17 protein-coding genes are annotated in these 13,069 nt (G+C 64.6%); 10 read left to right on the top strand and 7 right to left on the bottom strand.

All coding sequences use genetic code 11. The features are described 5' to 3' along the window. Positions 1-8 precede the first annotated feature (8 nt). The 3 genes from HQQ85_RS04660 to HQQ85_RS04650 all read left to right on the top strand — a co-directional run bounded on the left by HQQ85_RS04660 (position 9) and on the right by HQQ85_RS04650 (position 2,016). A complete protein-coding gene (locus HQQ85_RS04660; protein ID WP_173181304.1) occupies positions 9-851 on the top strand; it encodes an alpha/beta hydrolase in 843 nt (280 codons plus the stop codon). A gap of 84 nt (positions 852-935) precedes the next feature. Next, the gene (locus HQQ85_RS04655) at positions 936-1,568 is read left to right on the top strand and encodes a pyridoxamine 5'-phosphate oxidase family protein (RefSeq protein ID WP_173181303.1); all 633 of its coding nucleotides are present in this window, start codon (positions 936-938) and stop codon (positions 1,566-1,568) included. 67 nt (positions 1,569-1,635) lie between these two features. After that, positions 1,636-2,016, top strand: a complete 381-nt coding sequence (locus tag HQQ85_RS04650) for a hypothetical protein (RefSeq protein ID WP_173181302.1) — start codon at positions 1,636-1,638, stop codon at positions 2,014-2,016. Between the two features lie 98 nt (positions 2,017-2,114). Here the strand turns inward: HQQ85_RS04650 and HQQ85_RS04645 are convergent, their stop codons facing one another. The 3 genes from HQQ85_RS04645 to HQQ85_RS04635 are packed head-to-tail and all read right to left on the bottom strand — an operon-like array spanning position 2,115 to position 3,469. Further along, a complete protein-coding gene (locus tag HQQ85_RS04645; protein WP_173181301.1) occupies positions 2,115-2,504 on the bottom strand; it encodes a nitroreductase/quinone reductase family protein in 390 nt (129 codons plus the stop codon). Between the two features lie 3 nt (positions 2,505-2,507). Beyond that, positions 2,508-3,089 (bottom strand): TetR/AcrR family transcriptional regulator, encoded by a 582-nt coding sequence (locus tag HQQ85_RS04640; RefSeq protein WP_173181300.1) that lies wholly within the window; start codon positions 3,087-3,089, stop codon positions 2,508-2,510. Beyond that, positions 3,086-3,469, bottom strand: a complete 384-nt coding sequence (locus HQQ85_RS04635) for a hypothetical protein (protein WP_173181299.1) — start codon at positions 3,467-3,469, stop codon at positions 3,086-3,088. The genes HQQ85_RS04640 and HQQ85_RS04635 overlap by 4 nt, the downstream gene beginning before the upstream one ends. Positions 3,470-3,611: 142 nt before the next feature. On the opposite strand from HQQ85_RS04635, the gene HQQ85_RS04630 reads away from it, so the two are divergent. The 3 genes from HQQ85_RS04630 to HQQ85_RS04620 all read left to right on the top strand — a co-directional run bounded on the left by HQQ85_RS04630 (position 3,612) and on the right by HQQ85_RS04620 (position 5,350). After that, positions 3,612-4,016: a DUF6188 family protein gene (locus HQQ85_RS04630; protein WP_173181298.1), complete on the top strand. Its 405-nt coding sequence runs from the start codon at positions 3,612-3,614 to the stop codon at positions 4,014-4,016. Between the two features lie 148 nt (positions 4,017-4,164). Further along, entirely contained in the window at positions 4,165-4,443 is a 279-nt protein-coding gene (locus tag HQQ85_RS04625) for a hypothetical protein (protein ID WP_173181297.1), read from the top strand. Between the two features lie 631 nt (positions 4,444-5,074). Further along, positions 5,075-5,350, top strand: a complete 276-nt coding sequence (locus tag HQQ85_RS04620; protein ID WP_173181296.1) for a hypothetical protein — start codon at positions 5,075-5,077, stop codon at positions 5,348-5,350. 124 nt (positions 5,351-5,474) lie between these two features. On the opposite strand, the gene HQQ85_RS04615 is transcribed toward HQQ85_RS04620, so the two are convergent. Then, positions 5,475-5,756: a hypothetical protein gene (locus HQQ85_RS04615; RefSeq protein ID WP_173181295.1), complete on the bottom strand. Its 282-nt coding sequence runs from the start codon at positions 5,754-5,756 to the stop codon at positions 5,475-5,477. Between the two features lie 347 nt (positions 5,757-6,103). Here HQQ85_RS04615 and HQQ85_RS21580 point away from each other — a divergent pair, with 347 nt between their 5' ends. Further along, positions 6,104-6,340, top strand: a complete 237-nt coding sequence (locus HQQ85_RS21580) for a PLDc N-terminal domain-containing protein (RefSeq protein ID WP_173181294.1) — start codon at positions 6,104-6,106, stop codon at positions 6,338-6,340. A gap of 100 nt (positions 6,341-6,440) precedes the next feature. Here the strand turns inward: HQQ85_RS21580 and HQQ85_RS04605 are convergent, their stop codons facing one another. Together HQQ85_RS04605 and HQQ85_RS04600 are read right to left on the bottom strand one after the other, a co-directional pair. Next, positions 6,441-6,713 (bottom strand): hypothetical protein, encoded by a 273-nt coding sequence (locus tag HQQ85_RS04605; RefSeq protein ID WP_173181293.1) that lies wholly within the window; start codon positions 6,711-6,713, stop codon positions 6,441-6,443. Positions 6,714-6,825: 112 nt separating this feature from the next. Next, positions 6,826-7,692 (bottom strand): AraC family transcriptional regulator, encoded by an 867-nt coding sequence (locus HQQ85_RS04600; protein WP_173181292.1) that lies wholly within the window; start codon positions 7,690-7,692, stop codon positions 6,826-6,828. 331 nt (positions 7,693-8,023) lie between these two features. Here HQQ85_RS04600 and HQQ85_RS04595 point away from each other — a divergent pair, with 331 nt between their 5' ends. Further along, positions 8,024-8,305: a hypothetical protein gene (locus HQQ85_RS04595; RefSeq protein WP_173181291.1), complete on the top strand. Its 282-nt coding sequence runs from the start codon at positions 8,024-8,026 to the stop codon at positions 8,303-8,305. 1,011 nt (positions 8,306-9,316) lie between these two features. Here HQQ85_RS04595 and HQQ85_RS04590 read toward each other — a convergent pair. Beyond that, entirely contained in the window at positions 9,317-9,607 is a 291-nt protein-coding gene (locus HQQ85_RS04590; protein WP_173181290.1) for a hypothetical protein, read from the bottom strand. A gap of 115 nt (positions 9,608-9,722) precedes the next feature. On the opposite strand from HQQ85_RS04590, the gene HQQ85_RS04585 reads away from it, so the two are divergent. Further along, positions 9,723-10,319 carry an SRPBCC family protein gene (locus HQQ85_RS04585; RefSeq protein WP_173181289.1) on the top strand — a complete coding sequence of 199 codons (597 nt, stop codon included), beginning with the start codon at positions 9,723-9,725 and terminating at the stop codon, positions 10,317-10,319. Beyond that, positions 10,316-13,015, top strand: a complete 2,700-nt coding sequence (locus HQQ85_RS04580) for a hypothetical protein (protein WP_173181288.1) — start codon at positions 10,316-10,318, stop codon at positions 13,013-13,015. Before HQQ85_RS04585 ends, HQQ85_RS04580 begins: the two co-directional genes overlap by 4 nt. Positions 13,016-13,069: the final 54 nt, after the last annotated feature.

Genomic DNA, 13,069 nt, shown 5'->3' with positions numbered 1-13,069 from the left:
GAATGGCAATGACTCTCACCACCTCAGAACTCGACGAGGTCGCCGCCGCGAATGCCTCCGGCAAGACGCCGGTCGTGTTCGTGCACGGACTCTGGCTCCTCTCCAGTAGCTGGCGCGCCTGGCGCGACCTGTTCGAAGAACAGGGCTACGCGACCCTGGCCCCCGGATGGCCCGACGACCCCGACACCGTCGACCAGGCCAGGGCCGACCCCGATGCCTTCGCGGGCAAGATGGTGAAGCAGGTGACTGCTCACTATGCCGAAGCCATCGACGCCCTCGACGAGGCACCCGTGGTGATCGGCCACAGCTTCGGCGGCCTCATCGCACAGAAGCTCGCCGGCGAATCGAAGAATGCCGTGACAGTCGCCATCGACCCGGCTCAGTTCAAGGGCGTCACAGCGCTGCCTCCCGCGGCGTTGAAGGCCGCGGCTCCCGCGCTGCTCCGGTTCAACCACACCCGACACGGCGTCACACTCACCTGGGAGCAATTCGCGTTCGGCTGGTCGAACGCGCTCAGTGAGGAGGAAGGCCGCGCGCTCTACGAGGAATTCCACGTGCCCGCCTCGAGCGTGCCCATCTTCCAGGCGGCCACCGCCAACTTCAATCCCTTCGCGGAGACGAAAGTCGTCACGGACAACCAGGACCGCGGACCGTTGCTCCTCATCGCCGGCGCCGACGACAACACCGTGCCCCAGGCAGTCGTCGAGAACGAGTACCGCATCCAGCAGAAGAACGTCGGCGACACCGAACTGGCGATCATCCCGAACCGCGGGCACTCGCTGATCATCGACGCCGGCTGGAGGGAGGTCGCCGACACCGCCCTCGCGTTCGTGCACAAGCATGCCTCGTGACCTCGGCCTGGCGGCAGATCGGGGGTTCCGCGAAAGCGACGGAACCCCCGATCCCCCCTTGGTCGGCTCAATGGGAGCGCCGCGATGAGCCACCACTACGGATCAATCGCTTTCACTGACGCCGTCACATCGGAACAAGAAATCTACGGGAGCGTCGAGTTCTACGGTCGGGCAAAAAGTGGTCTGGCCGATTCCGCCAGCGACTCCCTTGGCGACCGAGAGAAGCACTTTCTCGAGAGCCGCGATTCCTTTTACCTGGCATCGGTTGGGGAGACTGGCTGGCCCTATGTTCAATTCCGCGGTGGGCCTGCTGGCTTCATTCAAGTCACTGACAACACCTTTGCCTGGGCCGACTACCGAGGCAACCTGCAACACATCACGACCGGTAATCTGCGTGCCAACGACCGAATCTCTGTGATCGCAATGGACTACCCACGCCGGCGACGGCTGAAGATATTCGGCACCGCGCAGGTAGTTCGCCTGACCGACGACCCGGCGTTCGTTGAAAGTTTGGTCCATCCAGACGATGCCAGTGCCATTGCCGAAAGGGCCGTGGTCATTACCGTGAGAGCATTCGACTGGAACTGCCCGCAGCACATCACGCCTCGCTTCACCGCCGACGAATTCGGAGACGCCACCGAGGCGCTACGTTTACGGATTTCCATGCTCGAGAGAAAGAACGCCCAGTTACGAGAGCAGCTCTCAGCTCATAGCTAATCGACCCGAGGTGACAGGAGCTGGACTAATTCTCGGCCGTGAAAAAGTACCGGTAGCCAGCAGATCTATGCGGCGCAAAGGCGTGCATATCAAACGCCGATTCGCTGTTCAGATGGGCGGCAGCGAGCTGTTTGTCAATGAAGCGCTTGGTACCGTCTCGTTCCTCACGCGAGAAGACTCCAAGCCCGGCGAGGAATGGCGTGTGTGCATCGACCAGCGTCTGTTGAATCAGCTCTACCCCAGACTCGCCCGGTCGGCTAAAGACCTTTGGCCGGAAGCCACCGAGGAGCGTGCGGCCTTCAACCTCATGGGAGTGCACCTCCAGGAAGCGCTGCTGACCTCGCGAAACTCTCGACACGTCGAACTTTCTGCGACCGGCATCACTTTTGTTGCCCTTGCGAATGAGACCGAGAAGACAACCCCACGCGGCACCCCTTCGCCCCTCTAAGGCTCAATCAACGAGACCTCAACGCAGCGCTCAAGATTGGAGCGTGCCGGACGCTGCCCGTCGAGGGATCCTCAAACGGTGCGAGCGCGGGTGTCTGCCTATTCGGAGTTGCCGGTGGTGCGGAGCAGTCGGAACTCGTGGCGGTGAAGGACTTGGAGGATGAGGCGCTGAGCAAAGGGGAAGGCGCGCCTGCCCGCGTCTTCCGGGTAGTTCTCTACAGAAATCACGTTGCGGGTGACGCCGGCCACGACGAGTTCGCAGCCACCTGCCGCGACGATGTTTCGGTACCAGTTCACGTTGTCGCCATAGGTGAGCTCCGCTATGAACCCTTCCGGAACCGCCGCGACGATGATCGGGGTTTGGTAGACCCTTCCCGTTTTCCGTCCGACGTGGCGCACGAGCGAGAAGGGGCCGCGTCCGGACGCGGCGATCCGTGTGGTCAGCCGGTTGAGGGTGTTTTTGAGTAGCCACAGAAGCCTTCGTCGCATGGGTCACTCTTCCGTTGTGATGCCGTGGAGCACGGTGTCGACGAACCCGTCAATCCATGGCTCGACGGGCTGACGTGTGATCCCGAGGACGAGAAGGCCGCTGATCAGCAAGCGCAACGCGGCTCGGGGGTCATGCTGACGCAGCTCTCCCGCCGCGATGCGCTCGTCCAGGTAGCGGCTGAGGTCGTCGAGAACCTGCTGCTGTATGTCGGCGATAACGGCATGGGTCGAGGGAGTTGGCGCGAGCACCTCGCGGAGAAGTATTCGGATCACGTCGCCTCGCGCCTCCAACAGCTCCGCGGCACGGCGGCTGAACTCCCGCAGCCCTTCTTCTGCCGGTCGGCCGGACAGACTCGCGGCGAGGCCCGCGAAAGCGGCGCGGGGACTGGCGGCGTCGAGGACGGCTGCGACCAGTTCGTCTTTGCTCTCGAAGTAGTGGTAGAGCAGGCCGGGCGTGACCCCCGCCCGCGTAGCCACGTCTGCCACGGTGACGTTTTCGAGGCCGCGTTCGATGAACAGCTCGAGGGTGACCTCGAGTAGCTGTTCTCTCCTGGCCTCGGCCTGTTCCCGCCTCGTCGAGGTCATGCTGCCCGCCTCCGGGCAATAACCACGAAGACGATCGTGACGACCACCCGCAAGCCGATGTTCGCGACGAGGACCGCACTCGGACCCTGGGTGCCCACGTAAACGACTTCGAGGATTGCAGTCGCGCCGTGGAAGGCCGCGAAACACAGCGCTATCAGGCGGACAGCTGCCGCGTCGTGCAGGCGAATCGCTGCGAGCGAGAGCAGCCCTACCCCGAGTTCCGCTGCGCCGAGGAAGTAGGAGAGGAGATACTCCTCGGGCTCGACCGAGACTCCCACAGTCGCAGGAATAGCGGCGGGGAACCCCATGAGTACGACTGCAGCGGCGAGAGTCACGACGCCGTGGCCGACGAATATTCCCCGCGTGAGACGAGACGACATGCGCTTAGCGTTTCATTGAATGAACGTTTAGTCAACAGAATAGTTTGCGTGAGAAGCGGCGCTGGTGTCATGGGAGCGCTGATGGAGCTCTCGCCGACTGTCCGTATGGGGATCGGCTGTCGCTCAGGTTCATACTGGCCCCGTGACCAATTCACCTGGCGACTCAGTCGTCCTCACCATTCGTAACGAGGATGTGACGCAGCTTCAGTTCGATTTTGCGTTCTCCATCGTCACCAGTGGCAGCCTCATCAGGATCGAGACACCTTTCCGGCTGACAAACGATGATGCACATACAGGCGGTACACGAACATGGGTCATTGACCCGGAAGGTTCAGATCGACCAGTTGAGCTGCTGCGCCTTCGGCATTTATCGCTGGATGCGGACTGCTTTGAGAGCGGCGCCCTCAGTCTGAAGTTCTTGAACGGGTCCACCATCGACGTGTGGGTGGACCAGCGCTTTGAAGCGTGGTCGCTCACTCGCCAGAATGGCGAAATGGTCGTTTCCCTCCCTGGCGGCGGCGTCGCAACATTCGAGGCTCGCCGGTGAAGGCTCGCGCGGGCACTGACTTACTTAGTGTTGTCGTGCGTTCCTGTTCGCTTCGACAGATCGGTTACCGGTGAAAGATGACGAACTGTGCCTGCACGATAGCCAACTAAGGACTGTATCCGTGGATTGGAAACGCGGATCAGCGCGCATGGAAATCAGCGCCTGGAGCAATGTTTCTATCCGGATCTTGGCCCGAGGCCTCGCGACCTTGGACGCTCCTCGTCAAGAACCGTGGGGACCTAGCGATTTCATCCTGTCTGCGTATTTCACGGACGAAGTGGGGCCATCAAGTCTCACCCTCGAGATGCAAAGCGGCGACGTAATCCAGCTCCGGGCCACCGAGATCGGCGTCATGTGCACCCGCCAATCGGATCGGCCGCTCACTCCCGATCCGCGCAACATTCCGTTGGGAGTCGACGAGGTCTGACTGGAGCAGCCGTTCCCGTCGCAGTATTTCCCAGTCCCGCTGCGGGAGGCCCATTCAAGGATTGGCCATCGGGCAGCTACCAATGCTTTGCGGACTGCCTGTGGTGCATTGCGAGATGATGGCGTAGTGAAAAAGCCACCGGTCGAGCGATCAATTAATCTTGACAGTTCACTGTCCGCTGAGGATGCCTCCATGAGGGTACGGAGATACTTTGCGCAGATTACGAAGACAGTTCAGGACGATCACGGCTTGACGGGGTCGGTACGAATGGGCTCTCGTTTTGCCTATCGGATATGGGGCGCAACGCCTATGGGTGTTCGTCGTATCCCCATCCGAGTGGCTTGGGCGGCAGCAGCAGCTCCGCGAGGGTGTGTGATGACGATCCACCTGGAAAGTGACGAGGGACCGTACGCCACCAGGGCAAGTTCTCATTTTCGTGCATACGAGCAGCAATTTGATGAGCTGTTAGAGAGGATACGAGCGCGGTTGAACTGACCAGTTCACTTCTCGAGTAGTCAGCTATTCCCGATAGCTGGAGATCCCGATGGACTAGCTGCCTCTAGCGAGCCACGGTTGGGTAGGCCATCCGACCACAATATGGCTCGCCCGTTCAACGATCCATCAGCGGGCAATGGTCAGGCGAACACGCCAGGAGCTAGAAGCGGTATCCACTCCGACCGGAATCGATCTGCACCTGCAGCTGCCGAAGTTCGCCGGCGAGGGCAGGATCAGAAGCGGAGATGTTATCGGCACGTCGACCGATCCCACCCTTCTGACGGAGGAGGGCGAATACGCCGACGAATGCTGCAGCAAGACCAACGGATCCTGCGGCTATTGCGGCGATGACTATACCCATGAGCGAGCTCCCTGCATCTGGTTCCTCAAGGCTAACTTCGACAGCCGATGATTACCAGGGAGTACCAAAAGTCGAGTGCCTGGGCGCCCGTAAGCCGATCCCCTAGTGGGACACGCTGTGAGGTTCAGCGCCGAGCCATCCTGATATCGCAGGGTGCTTCCGACGATTGACCTCCTTAGAAGTCATGCATATCGATGGCGGGCGGCGTTTCATCCCAGCTAGCCACCTCGTCGTCGTCGATCTCGCGGGTTTCGAACCGCACGCCTATACGGGGAGTCACCAGGACGGAGACGAGACCGTGGCCGGCTGCCGAGAACTTGACGAATTGGGGTCCGTCCTTTACCGCATTCACGATCAGGGCTTCGAGCGCGTCGATATCCTCCTCGGGTTCGAGGTAGAAGGACTGTCCGTCGACCTGCAGGTGTTTGACAAGCATCAGTGCGCCGCTCTCGGCCACCGATAGGACGCGAGGAGCCAGAAGCGGATTGCCCGACTGACGTAGCCCTCGCTGAGGGTGACTGCGACAAGCGTAGGCGCGGCTCCGTCTTCATGCACTCGAACGAAGGGGGTTGCGCAACGGGGAATGAGATGCTGCTCCACTGGGACCCAATTGCGGAACTTCCGCCGCATCGGCACATGAGATCGTATTGCTCTGATTTCCTAAAGCCCTTTGGGCCGGCCAACGGCGAGTCACCATCCTCATCGAACGCCGCCCCGTGCGGTAGCCGATCGTTCACCGGGCTTTTGGTCTGGTGACCTCTACGCCCGTCGATTTAGGATGAATGGGAGCGGGAGGTGTGACCCATGTCCGATCCAACGGTTCCGCTACTCCCGATACTTCTCGGAGCAGCGGCGATCGCGCTATATCTTGCGGCAGTCATTTTCGCCATCGTCCAAATTTCGAAGTCCTCGGAGCTCAACTCCACCGAACGGTCTATTTGGATCATCGGTGTTGTGCTTGCACCGGTTTGGGGAGCGATCGCCTGGTACGCACTTGGCCCCCACCCGTTCGGCCTTCGCGTGAGCCGCAACCTCCCGTAGGGGTTTCTGACTTTCCCGTCTCGCGGATGGTCCAAAGCGAACTTCAACTTCCTACGATTGTGAATCGCGCCTCTCTGATGGTGCCCTCAAGACGATCGGCTTACGAACGCGTTCGCCGTAATCGTCTGAGCTCATCGAGCTCGGCCCGTTTCCTCTCAATAGCGAAGCCAGCGATCAATCCTTCGAGCCGAGAGTTGGCCACGACTTTGGCCAGCGACAAAGGAACGCCCATCCGCGAAGCAATGAGGGTCGTGAAGTCCTCAGATGAGCCAATTGACGCGGCTTCTTCGAGGACGTCACTCAAGACGGGAGCGAAAGCTATCAGCGCCTCGAGAACCACAATCCTCGTCTGGACTTCGTCGTCATCCATCACGCCACCATTCTGCACCCGCTGAAAATAGATGATGTGAACACCGTGCCCGCTGATGGATCCATCAGCGGGCGGCGGACCTGCCGGCATCCCACGGCCGACAGGGCCTTCTCTGCTAAGCGCGCTCGACGGGGAGCCAGAGCTCGCAGGTGGCGGTGCTGAAGTCGTCGGCACGGTCGAGTACCGCGACGATGGACGGCCCGGGCCGGAGCCGCCAGGGGTTCGACGGGAACCAATCAGTCGCGGTCGCAGCCCATGCCTCCTGCAGCGCGGCCGGGTACTCGCCCTCGGTGTGGAACACAGCCCACGTGCCGGCCGGAACCTCGATCGTGTCGAGATCCTCGGCCACCGGGACCGTGCCCGTGACGGCGACGCCGTGCAGGTAGGTCAGTTCGCTTCCCTCGGTGTAGTCCGGGTCGACGTCGGCACTGACCTGCAGCAGGCCGGCCGGCTCGGTGTCGCTCAGGGCTTTGAGTTGTTCGTGTTCTGCCGCCGGCAGGGAGGCGATATGGGATTGGATGTGTGGGTTGACGCCCTCGTGGATGAGGGGCACGCGGGTAGCGTGGCCGACGAGGAGAAACGCCGGTCGATCGGTGATTCGGGTGTCCATGGTGATGTTCCCTTCTACGGTCAGGCGAAACCTGAGTTGCGGTTGTGTTCGAAGGGGGCCGCCGTCTCGCTTGACGTCGCCGACGCTGGCGCCGTGCACTGATCGGAATGCTCGGCCGAAGGCCTCGGTCGAGCCGTAGCCGTAGCGCACCGCGATGGTCAGCAGGTCGTCGGTTCCGAGAACATCCGCTGCCGCGACTGACATGCGGCGTCGCCGGATGTACTCCGACAGCGGCATCCCAGCGAGCGACGAGAACATCCGACGGAGGTGGTACTCCGTCGTGCCGAGTTCCCTCGCCAAGGATGCAACGTCGAGGTCGTCGTCCAGACGACCTTCGATCAGTTCGACCAGTCTGTTCAGCTCCGCGATCATGGCGCCTCCTTCGACACCCACACTTCCGGGTCGTCACGATCGGCACCCTACTATCGCGGTCCGATCGGATCGGCTACCGCACGGGGCGGCGTTCGATAAGGGGGTGTCTCGCCTTGGCCGGCCCAAGGGCTGGAGGTGATCAGGGCGGTTCGTTCTCAGGTGATTATGCGGCGGAAGCTGCGCAGCTGTTGGGGAGCATTTCATTCCTAGTTGCGCAACCCCCTTCGGTCGAGTGCATGAAAGCGCAGCAGTGCCTAGGCTTTGTCGGAGTCGCCCTCAGCGAGGGCTACGTCAGTCGGGCAATCCGCCTCTGTCTCCTCGCGTCCTATCGGTGGCCGAGAGCGGCGCACTAATGCTCGTGAAACACCTGCAGATCGACGGTCAGTCCTTCTACCTCGAACCCGAGGAGGATATTGACGCGCTCGAAGCCCTGATCGTGAAATCGGTGAAGGACGGCCCCCAATTCGTCAAGTTCTCGGCAGCCGGCCACGGTCTCGTCTCCGTCCTGGTGACTCCCCGCATAGGCGTGCGGTTCGAAACCCGCGAGATCGACGACGACGAGGTGGCTAGCTGGGATGAAACGCCACCCGCCATCGACATGCACGACTTCTAAGTAATTTGAACGTCAGATCTACGGGGTCCGGAAGGTCTGAATCATGTTGTCGAGATCATTGAGCCATACAGAACTAGGCGTGGTTGTACTTGCCGATGATTTTCCATCGGAGCTGACGACCGCGAAGATCGGAAAGTGAGCGCTGACCTCCTTCGGTCCCCGATCAACTTCAAGTATCAGTGTCGCTGGGCCATCACGCTCGAGTAGACCTATCCGTCCCCAAGGCACGCAAGTGATGACCTGAGGTTCGCGGTGGTCATTCCAAATCCGAAGGCCGTCCGGGCCCACGCTGACGGCGAATGTTAGTTCGCGCGGTCCGACCGCGGCACCGGCGTTCAAGATCTTTTCGACCAGCGTATCTAGAGGCCGGGATCGCTTGACCAGAAGCACTTTGCTATCCGGTACCCGACTCTGAACCTTGGGCCCAAACGCCAGTCCCTGTCGATCGGCCCACAGTCGAAAGAGAATCCCGCCGACGAGTAACCCGCTGAAGACAATCGCGAGGATACGGCCGGTGTCATCCCCGACTCGGGTCGCCATCGAAACTATTGAGAGGGTCACCCAAACGATTGGTAGACCAAAGCTCAGCCAGGTTCGTTGTTTCGGCTTCATCGCGGATGAGGCTAGCCGATAAAGGTGTCGAACAAGCCATAGAGGGTATGGCGACTGCTCACGCCGCCCGCAAGCCAGTCGGCCATCGGGCAGCAACGGCCGGCGACCAGCACGCCCGTCGCGACATTGGATGGGATGCCCGTTTACCCCGCCCGATTTACCTGCCCGCCAAGGTGCCCTATCTGCGACACGCGTTGAGGGCAGAACTACAACCAACACAGACGGTTGACGGCCTCTCCGGCTCCTCACCCAGATCGAACGAGTGACCGCGCTGAACGAACTCACAGATGTAACAGCTGAGGTCGCTGACGCCCTAGGCTCAGGCCGACTGGTACGGCCGAGCATCCGCCCATGTCCGGCCAACGGAACAGTGCGGCGATCGAGCGAGTGGGAACGCGATTACTGCACGAGCTCCCAGGCCCCGCCGACCCGGCGCGTCAGCTGCCACGCGATCGGCTCGACCGACACGCGCGAGCCGTCGACCCCCTGCTCGGCGATGAGGTACGCGGCCTCGTCCGTGTCGGCGGTGAACCGCACGACGACGCGCGGCGCGCCCTTCACGACGGTGACGTCCGACGCCTCGACGGTGGTGAAGTCGGCGATCGCCTGCGTCAGCGTCGGCAGCACCTCCTCGGGGCGCACGCCGAGCTCGAGCGATCCGACGATCATGGTCACGCGGTACGAAGGCATGCCCACAGCGTAGGGGAGCACCCAGGTCTCGCCCACTCACGACATCGGCAGAGCGACCGATCCCGCCACCCGTGACCTCCGCGGAGCATCCGCCGACCCGCGCTACGGTGAGCACATGCAGCAGCTCGTGCTCTTCGAGGCCGTCGGCGAGACGGCGGTGCCCGCCGCGGTGGCCTTCGCCCGGGTCGTTCCGCGCGACGACAGCACCCTCTTCCACCGCTTCCTCGTGCTCCCCGGGGTGACGGGCGTCACCGACGCGACCGGCCCGTGGGACACCCCGGGCCGCACCCGCACCGTCCACCTCTCCGACGGCAGCCGCTTCCGCGAGCACCTCGACGTCTACGACCCGCCCCTGGTTCCGGATGCGGTGGGCCGCTTCGACTACACCGTCACCGACTACACGAAGACCCTCGCGCACCTCGTCTCCGACGCCCAGGCGCGCTGGCGCTTCGAGCCGGCCGGCCCCGCGGGTGAGCGCTCGCGCATCCGCTGGACCTACGGCTTCCGCCCCCTGCCCGGCCGCCGCTTCGCCGTGGCCCACCTCATCGGCCCCGTCTGGCGCGTTTACATGCGCCGCAGCATGGCGGTCTGCGTCGCGGCGGCCCACGGCACCGACGGCTACGAGCCCCCCACCGCGCCGAGCGGCGACGGCGCGCCCGCGCCGAGGGGCGACGGCGTGCACCCCACGGGCGGCCCGCGCCCGGCCGCATGACGTCGGTCCTGCTGACCGGGGCGCGGGCCCCCGCCACGCTCGACCTCGCCCGGCGGTTCGCCGACGAGGGCGTGCGGGTGATCGTGGCCGACAGCCAGCCCGCGATCAGCTCGGCGTCGAGGGCCGTGTCGGCCGCCTACCGTGTTCCCTCGCCGCGGTTCCGCCCGATGGAGTTCGCGAAGGCCGTCGCGGGCATCGCCCGCCGCCACGCCGTCGACCTGGTCATCCCCACCTGTGAAGAGACGTTCTGGCTCGCCGCGGCGATCGATGCGGAGACGTCGGGAGCTGCGACGCGATCGGTGTCCGCGCTCGGGCGGGTGCTGTTCGCGCCCCCGATCGACGTGCTGAGACGCCTGCACGACAAGGCGGACTTCGCCGCCCTGCTGGCCGAGCTCGGTCTGCCGCACCCGGTGACCGAGGTCGTCGATTCAGCCATCGACTGGCGCCACCGCGCCGAGGCCCGCGAGCGCACACGGGATCGTGACGGTGCCGATGGTCCCGCACGTCTGGTGCTGAAGCCGGCATTCTCCCGTTTCGGCACCCGGACGCAGCTGATCGAGCCGCACCAGCCCCTCCCGACCCTGCCGCGCGTCACACTCGGCGAGCGATGGGTGCTGCAGGAGCATGTCCAGGGCACCGAGTTCTGCACCTACGCGGTCGCGCTCGAGGGTCGCCTCACGGCATTCGTTGCCTACCGCCCGGTGTGGCGCGCGGGCCCCGGCGGGGACACGGGCGCCGGTGTCGCCTTCGAGCGGCTCGACCCGTCGGCCGCACCGGTGAGAGAAGCCCTCCGCATCGCCAAGCGCCTCGCCGAGGCCCTCACCCTCACCGGACAGTTCGGCCTCGACCTGATGCACCGCCCCGACCACCCCGCCGCGCCCGTCGTGGTGCTCGAGTGCAACCCGCGCGCGACGAGCGGCATCCACCTCTTCGCGCCTGCCGACCACCTCGCCCGCGCGTTCCTCCCGCACCTCGTTCCCGATTTCCCGAAATCAGCGGCCGCCGCCGCAGCCACGTCCGCGTCCGTCGATTTCCCGAGATCACCGGTCACGGCCACAGCCACGTCCGCGTCGGCGTCGGCGGATGCTCGCCCACCCGCGATCGCAGCCTCCCGCCCCACCAGTCGCCTGGGCCTGCCCCACGCGATGTACCCGCCGCTCGCCGGCGCCCCCACTGAAGCCGGCAGCAATCGCCTGAAGCGGCTGAAGGTCTACGCCGAGCAACTGCGATACCCGGATGCTCTGCGTCCGCCCGAGGATCGCCTCCCTCTAGCGTCCCTGGTGCGGTCGCTCGCCGTGCAGCTGCGCGAGAGCCGACGCGCCCACGTCGATCTGCTGGCCGCCTCCACGTACGACCTCGAGTGGAACGGCGAGCCCGTCGTCCCGGGTCCATCTTCAGGCGGCCCACCGGCCGAGCCGCTGTCATCGCTCGATGCCGGCGACGAGCAGGGGAGCCGCGGGTGGGCACGAGCCCTCGCGGCCGCGATCGCAGACGAAGGCGGGGTCACTGCCGCGGTGACGAACGCGACCGCCGAACTCCAGACGGTGCAGGTGGGGCGGTACGAGCTGCCGCTGACGGTGTTCACCCACCGCGCGCGATCGCGGCGCGCCACGCGCGAGGGCGACCGCCGAGGACGTGGACACGGTGGCGCCACCACCTTCGCCGCCGCACCGACCCCCAGCTACGTCGTCTCGCCCTTCACCCACTACGTCGACTACGCCCGCGAGGAGCTCGGCGAGCTGCAGTCCGCCGGGATGCAGCGAGCCGCGTCTCTGCTGCTGCGCGGCCTCGGCGCCGTGCTCGACGCGGGACGGGTCGACGACGTGGTGCTGATCGGGAACGGGCTCGTGTCGACGAACCTGCTGCCGGATCTGGGGGAGCGGGAGGTGACGGAGGTGACCGCGCGGCTGCGGCGCGAGCATCCGGACCGCGCGATCGGGTTCAGGAGCGTGCACGGTCGCGGGATGCTGCTGCCCGAGGTGCTGCGGCGGAGCGGCTACCGCCTGCTGCCGTCGCGCAGCGTGTTCTTCGCTCCGACGCGCGGGCGGGAGTGGCTCGCGCTGCGCGACGTGCGCCGCGACCGGCAGCTGTTCGAGACCTCCGACTACGAGGCCGTGCCGGCTCCGATCGATCCCCGAACCGGTGCGTCCGACCGGCCGACCCGCGAGCGCATCGTCGAGCTGTACCGCATGCTCTACCTCGACAAGTACTCGCAGCTGAACCCCGCGTACACCCCCGAGTTCGTCGCAGCAGCGCAGCGCAGCGGCTTTCTCGACTTCACGCTCCTGGTGCGGCGGGGCGGAACCGACCCCGAGAACCACCCCGACACCGAGAACCACCCCGACACCGAGATCGGCACCTTCGCCGGGCGCATCGACGGTGTGATGGGCACGCGCACCGCGCACGGCTTCCTCGCCGCACCCGTCTTCGGCTACGACACCGGTCTCCCGCCCGAGACGGGGCTGTACCGGATGCTCAGCTGGCTCGTCGCCCGCCGGGCCCACGACCAGGGGGCTGAGCTACACGCCTCGAGCGGGGTCGCCGACTTCAAGCGCCACCGCGGAGGCGAAGCCGAACTCGAGTACACCGCCGTCTTCGTGCGCCACCTGTCGTGGCGCCGCCGGCTGGCCTGGGGCGTGCTCGAGGTCGTGCTGACGCGGGTGGCAGTGCCGCTGGTCATGCGAGAGGGACTGTGAGTCGCGTAGCCGCAAAGCGTTAGGTTGCAACACATGTAGTTCGGCCGCTCTGGT

The sequence above is a fragment of the Herbiconiux sp. VKM Ac-2851 genome (genome assembly GCF_013205105.1).
GTDB classification, from domain to species: domain Bacteria; phylum Actinomycetota; class Actinomycetes; order Actinomycetales; family Microbacteriaceae; genus Herbiconiux; species Herbiconiux flava.
Note: the sequence above shows the minus strand (reverse complement) of the source record. Positions and strands in the feature narration are given on the sequence as shown.

Excerpts from the sequence above, each read along its gene's own strand:
- HQQ85_RS04660 (WP_173181304.1), top strand. The coding sequence starts at position 9 with ATGACTCTCACCACCTCAGAACTCGACGAGGTCGCCGCCGCGAATGCC.
- HQQ85_RS04655 (WP_173181303.1), top strand. The coding sequence starts at position 936 with ATGAGCCACCACTACGGATCAATCGCTTTCACTGACGCCGTCACATCG.
- HQQ85_RS04650 (WP_173181302.1), top strand. The coding sequence starts at position 1,636 with ATGCGGCGCAAAGGCGTGCATATCAAACGCCGATTCGCTGTTCAGATG.
- HQQ85_RS04645 (WP_173181301.1), bottom strand. The coding sequence starts at position 2,504 with ATGCGACGAAGGCTTCTGTGGCTACTCAAAAACACCCTCAACCGGCTG.
- HQQ85_RS04640 (WP_173181300.1), bottom strand. The coding sequence starts at position 3,089 with ATGACCTCGACGAGGCGGGAACAGGCCGAGGCCAGGAGAGAACAGCTA.
- HQQ85_RS04635 (WP_173181299.1), bottom strand. The coding sequence starts at position 3,469 with ATGTCGTCTCGTCTCACGCGGGGAATATTCGTCGGCCACGGCGTCGTG.
- HQQ85_RS04625 (WP_173181297.1), top strand. The coding sequence starts at position 4,165 with ATGGAAATCAGCGCCTGGAGCAATGTTTCTATCCGGATCTTGGCCCGA.
- HQQ85_RS04620 (WP_173181296.1), top strand. The coding sequence starts at position 5,075 with ATGGTCAGGCGAACACGCCAGGAGCTAGAAGCGGTATCCACTCCGACC.
- HQQ85_RS21580 (WP_173181294.1), top strand. The coding sequence starts at position 6,104 with ATGTCCGATCCAACGGTTCCGCTACTCCCGATACTTCTCGGAGCAGCG.
- HQQ85_RS04600 (WP_173181292.1), bottom strand. The coding sequence starts at position 7,692 with ATGATCGCGGAGCTGAACAGACTGGTCGAACTGATCGAAGGTCGTCTG.
- HQQ85_RS04590 (WP_173181290.1), bottom strand. The coding sequence starts at position 9,607 with ATGCCTTCGTACCGCGTGACCATGATCGTCGGATCGCTCGAGCTCGGC.
- HQQ85_RS04585 (WP_173181289.1), top strand. The coding sequence starts at position 9,723 with ATGCAGCAGCTCGTGCTCTTCGAGGCCGTCGGCGAGACGGCGGTGCCC.
- HQQ85_RS04580 (WP_173181288.1), top strand. The coding sequence starts at position 10,316 with ATGACGTCGGTCCTGCTGACCGGGGCGCGGGCCCCCGCCACGCTCGAC.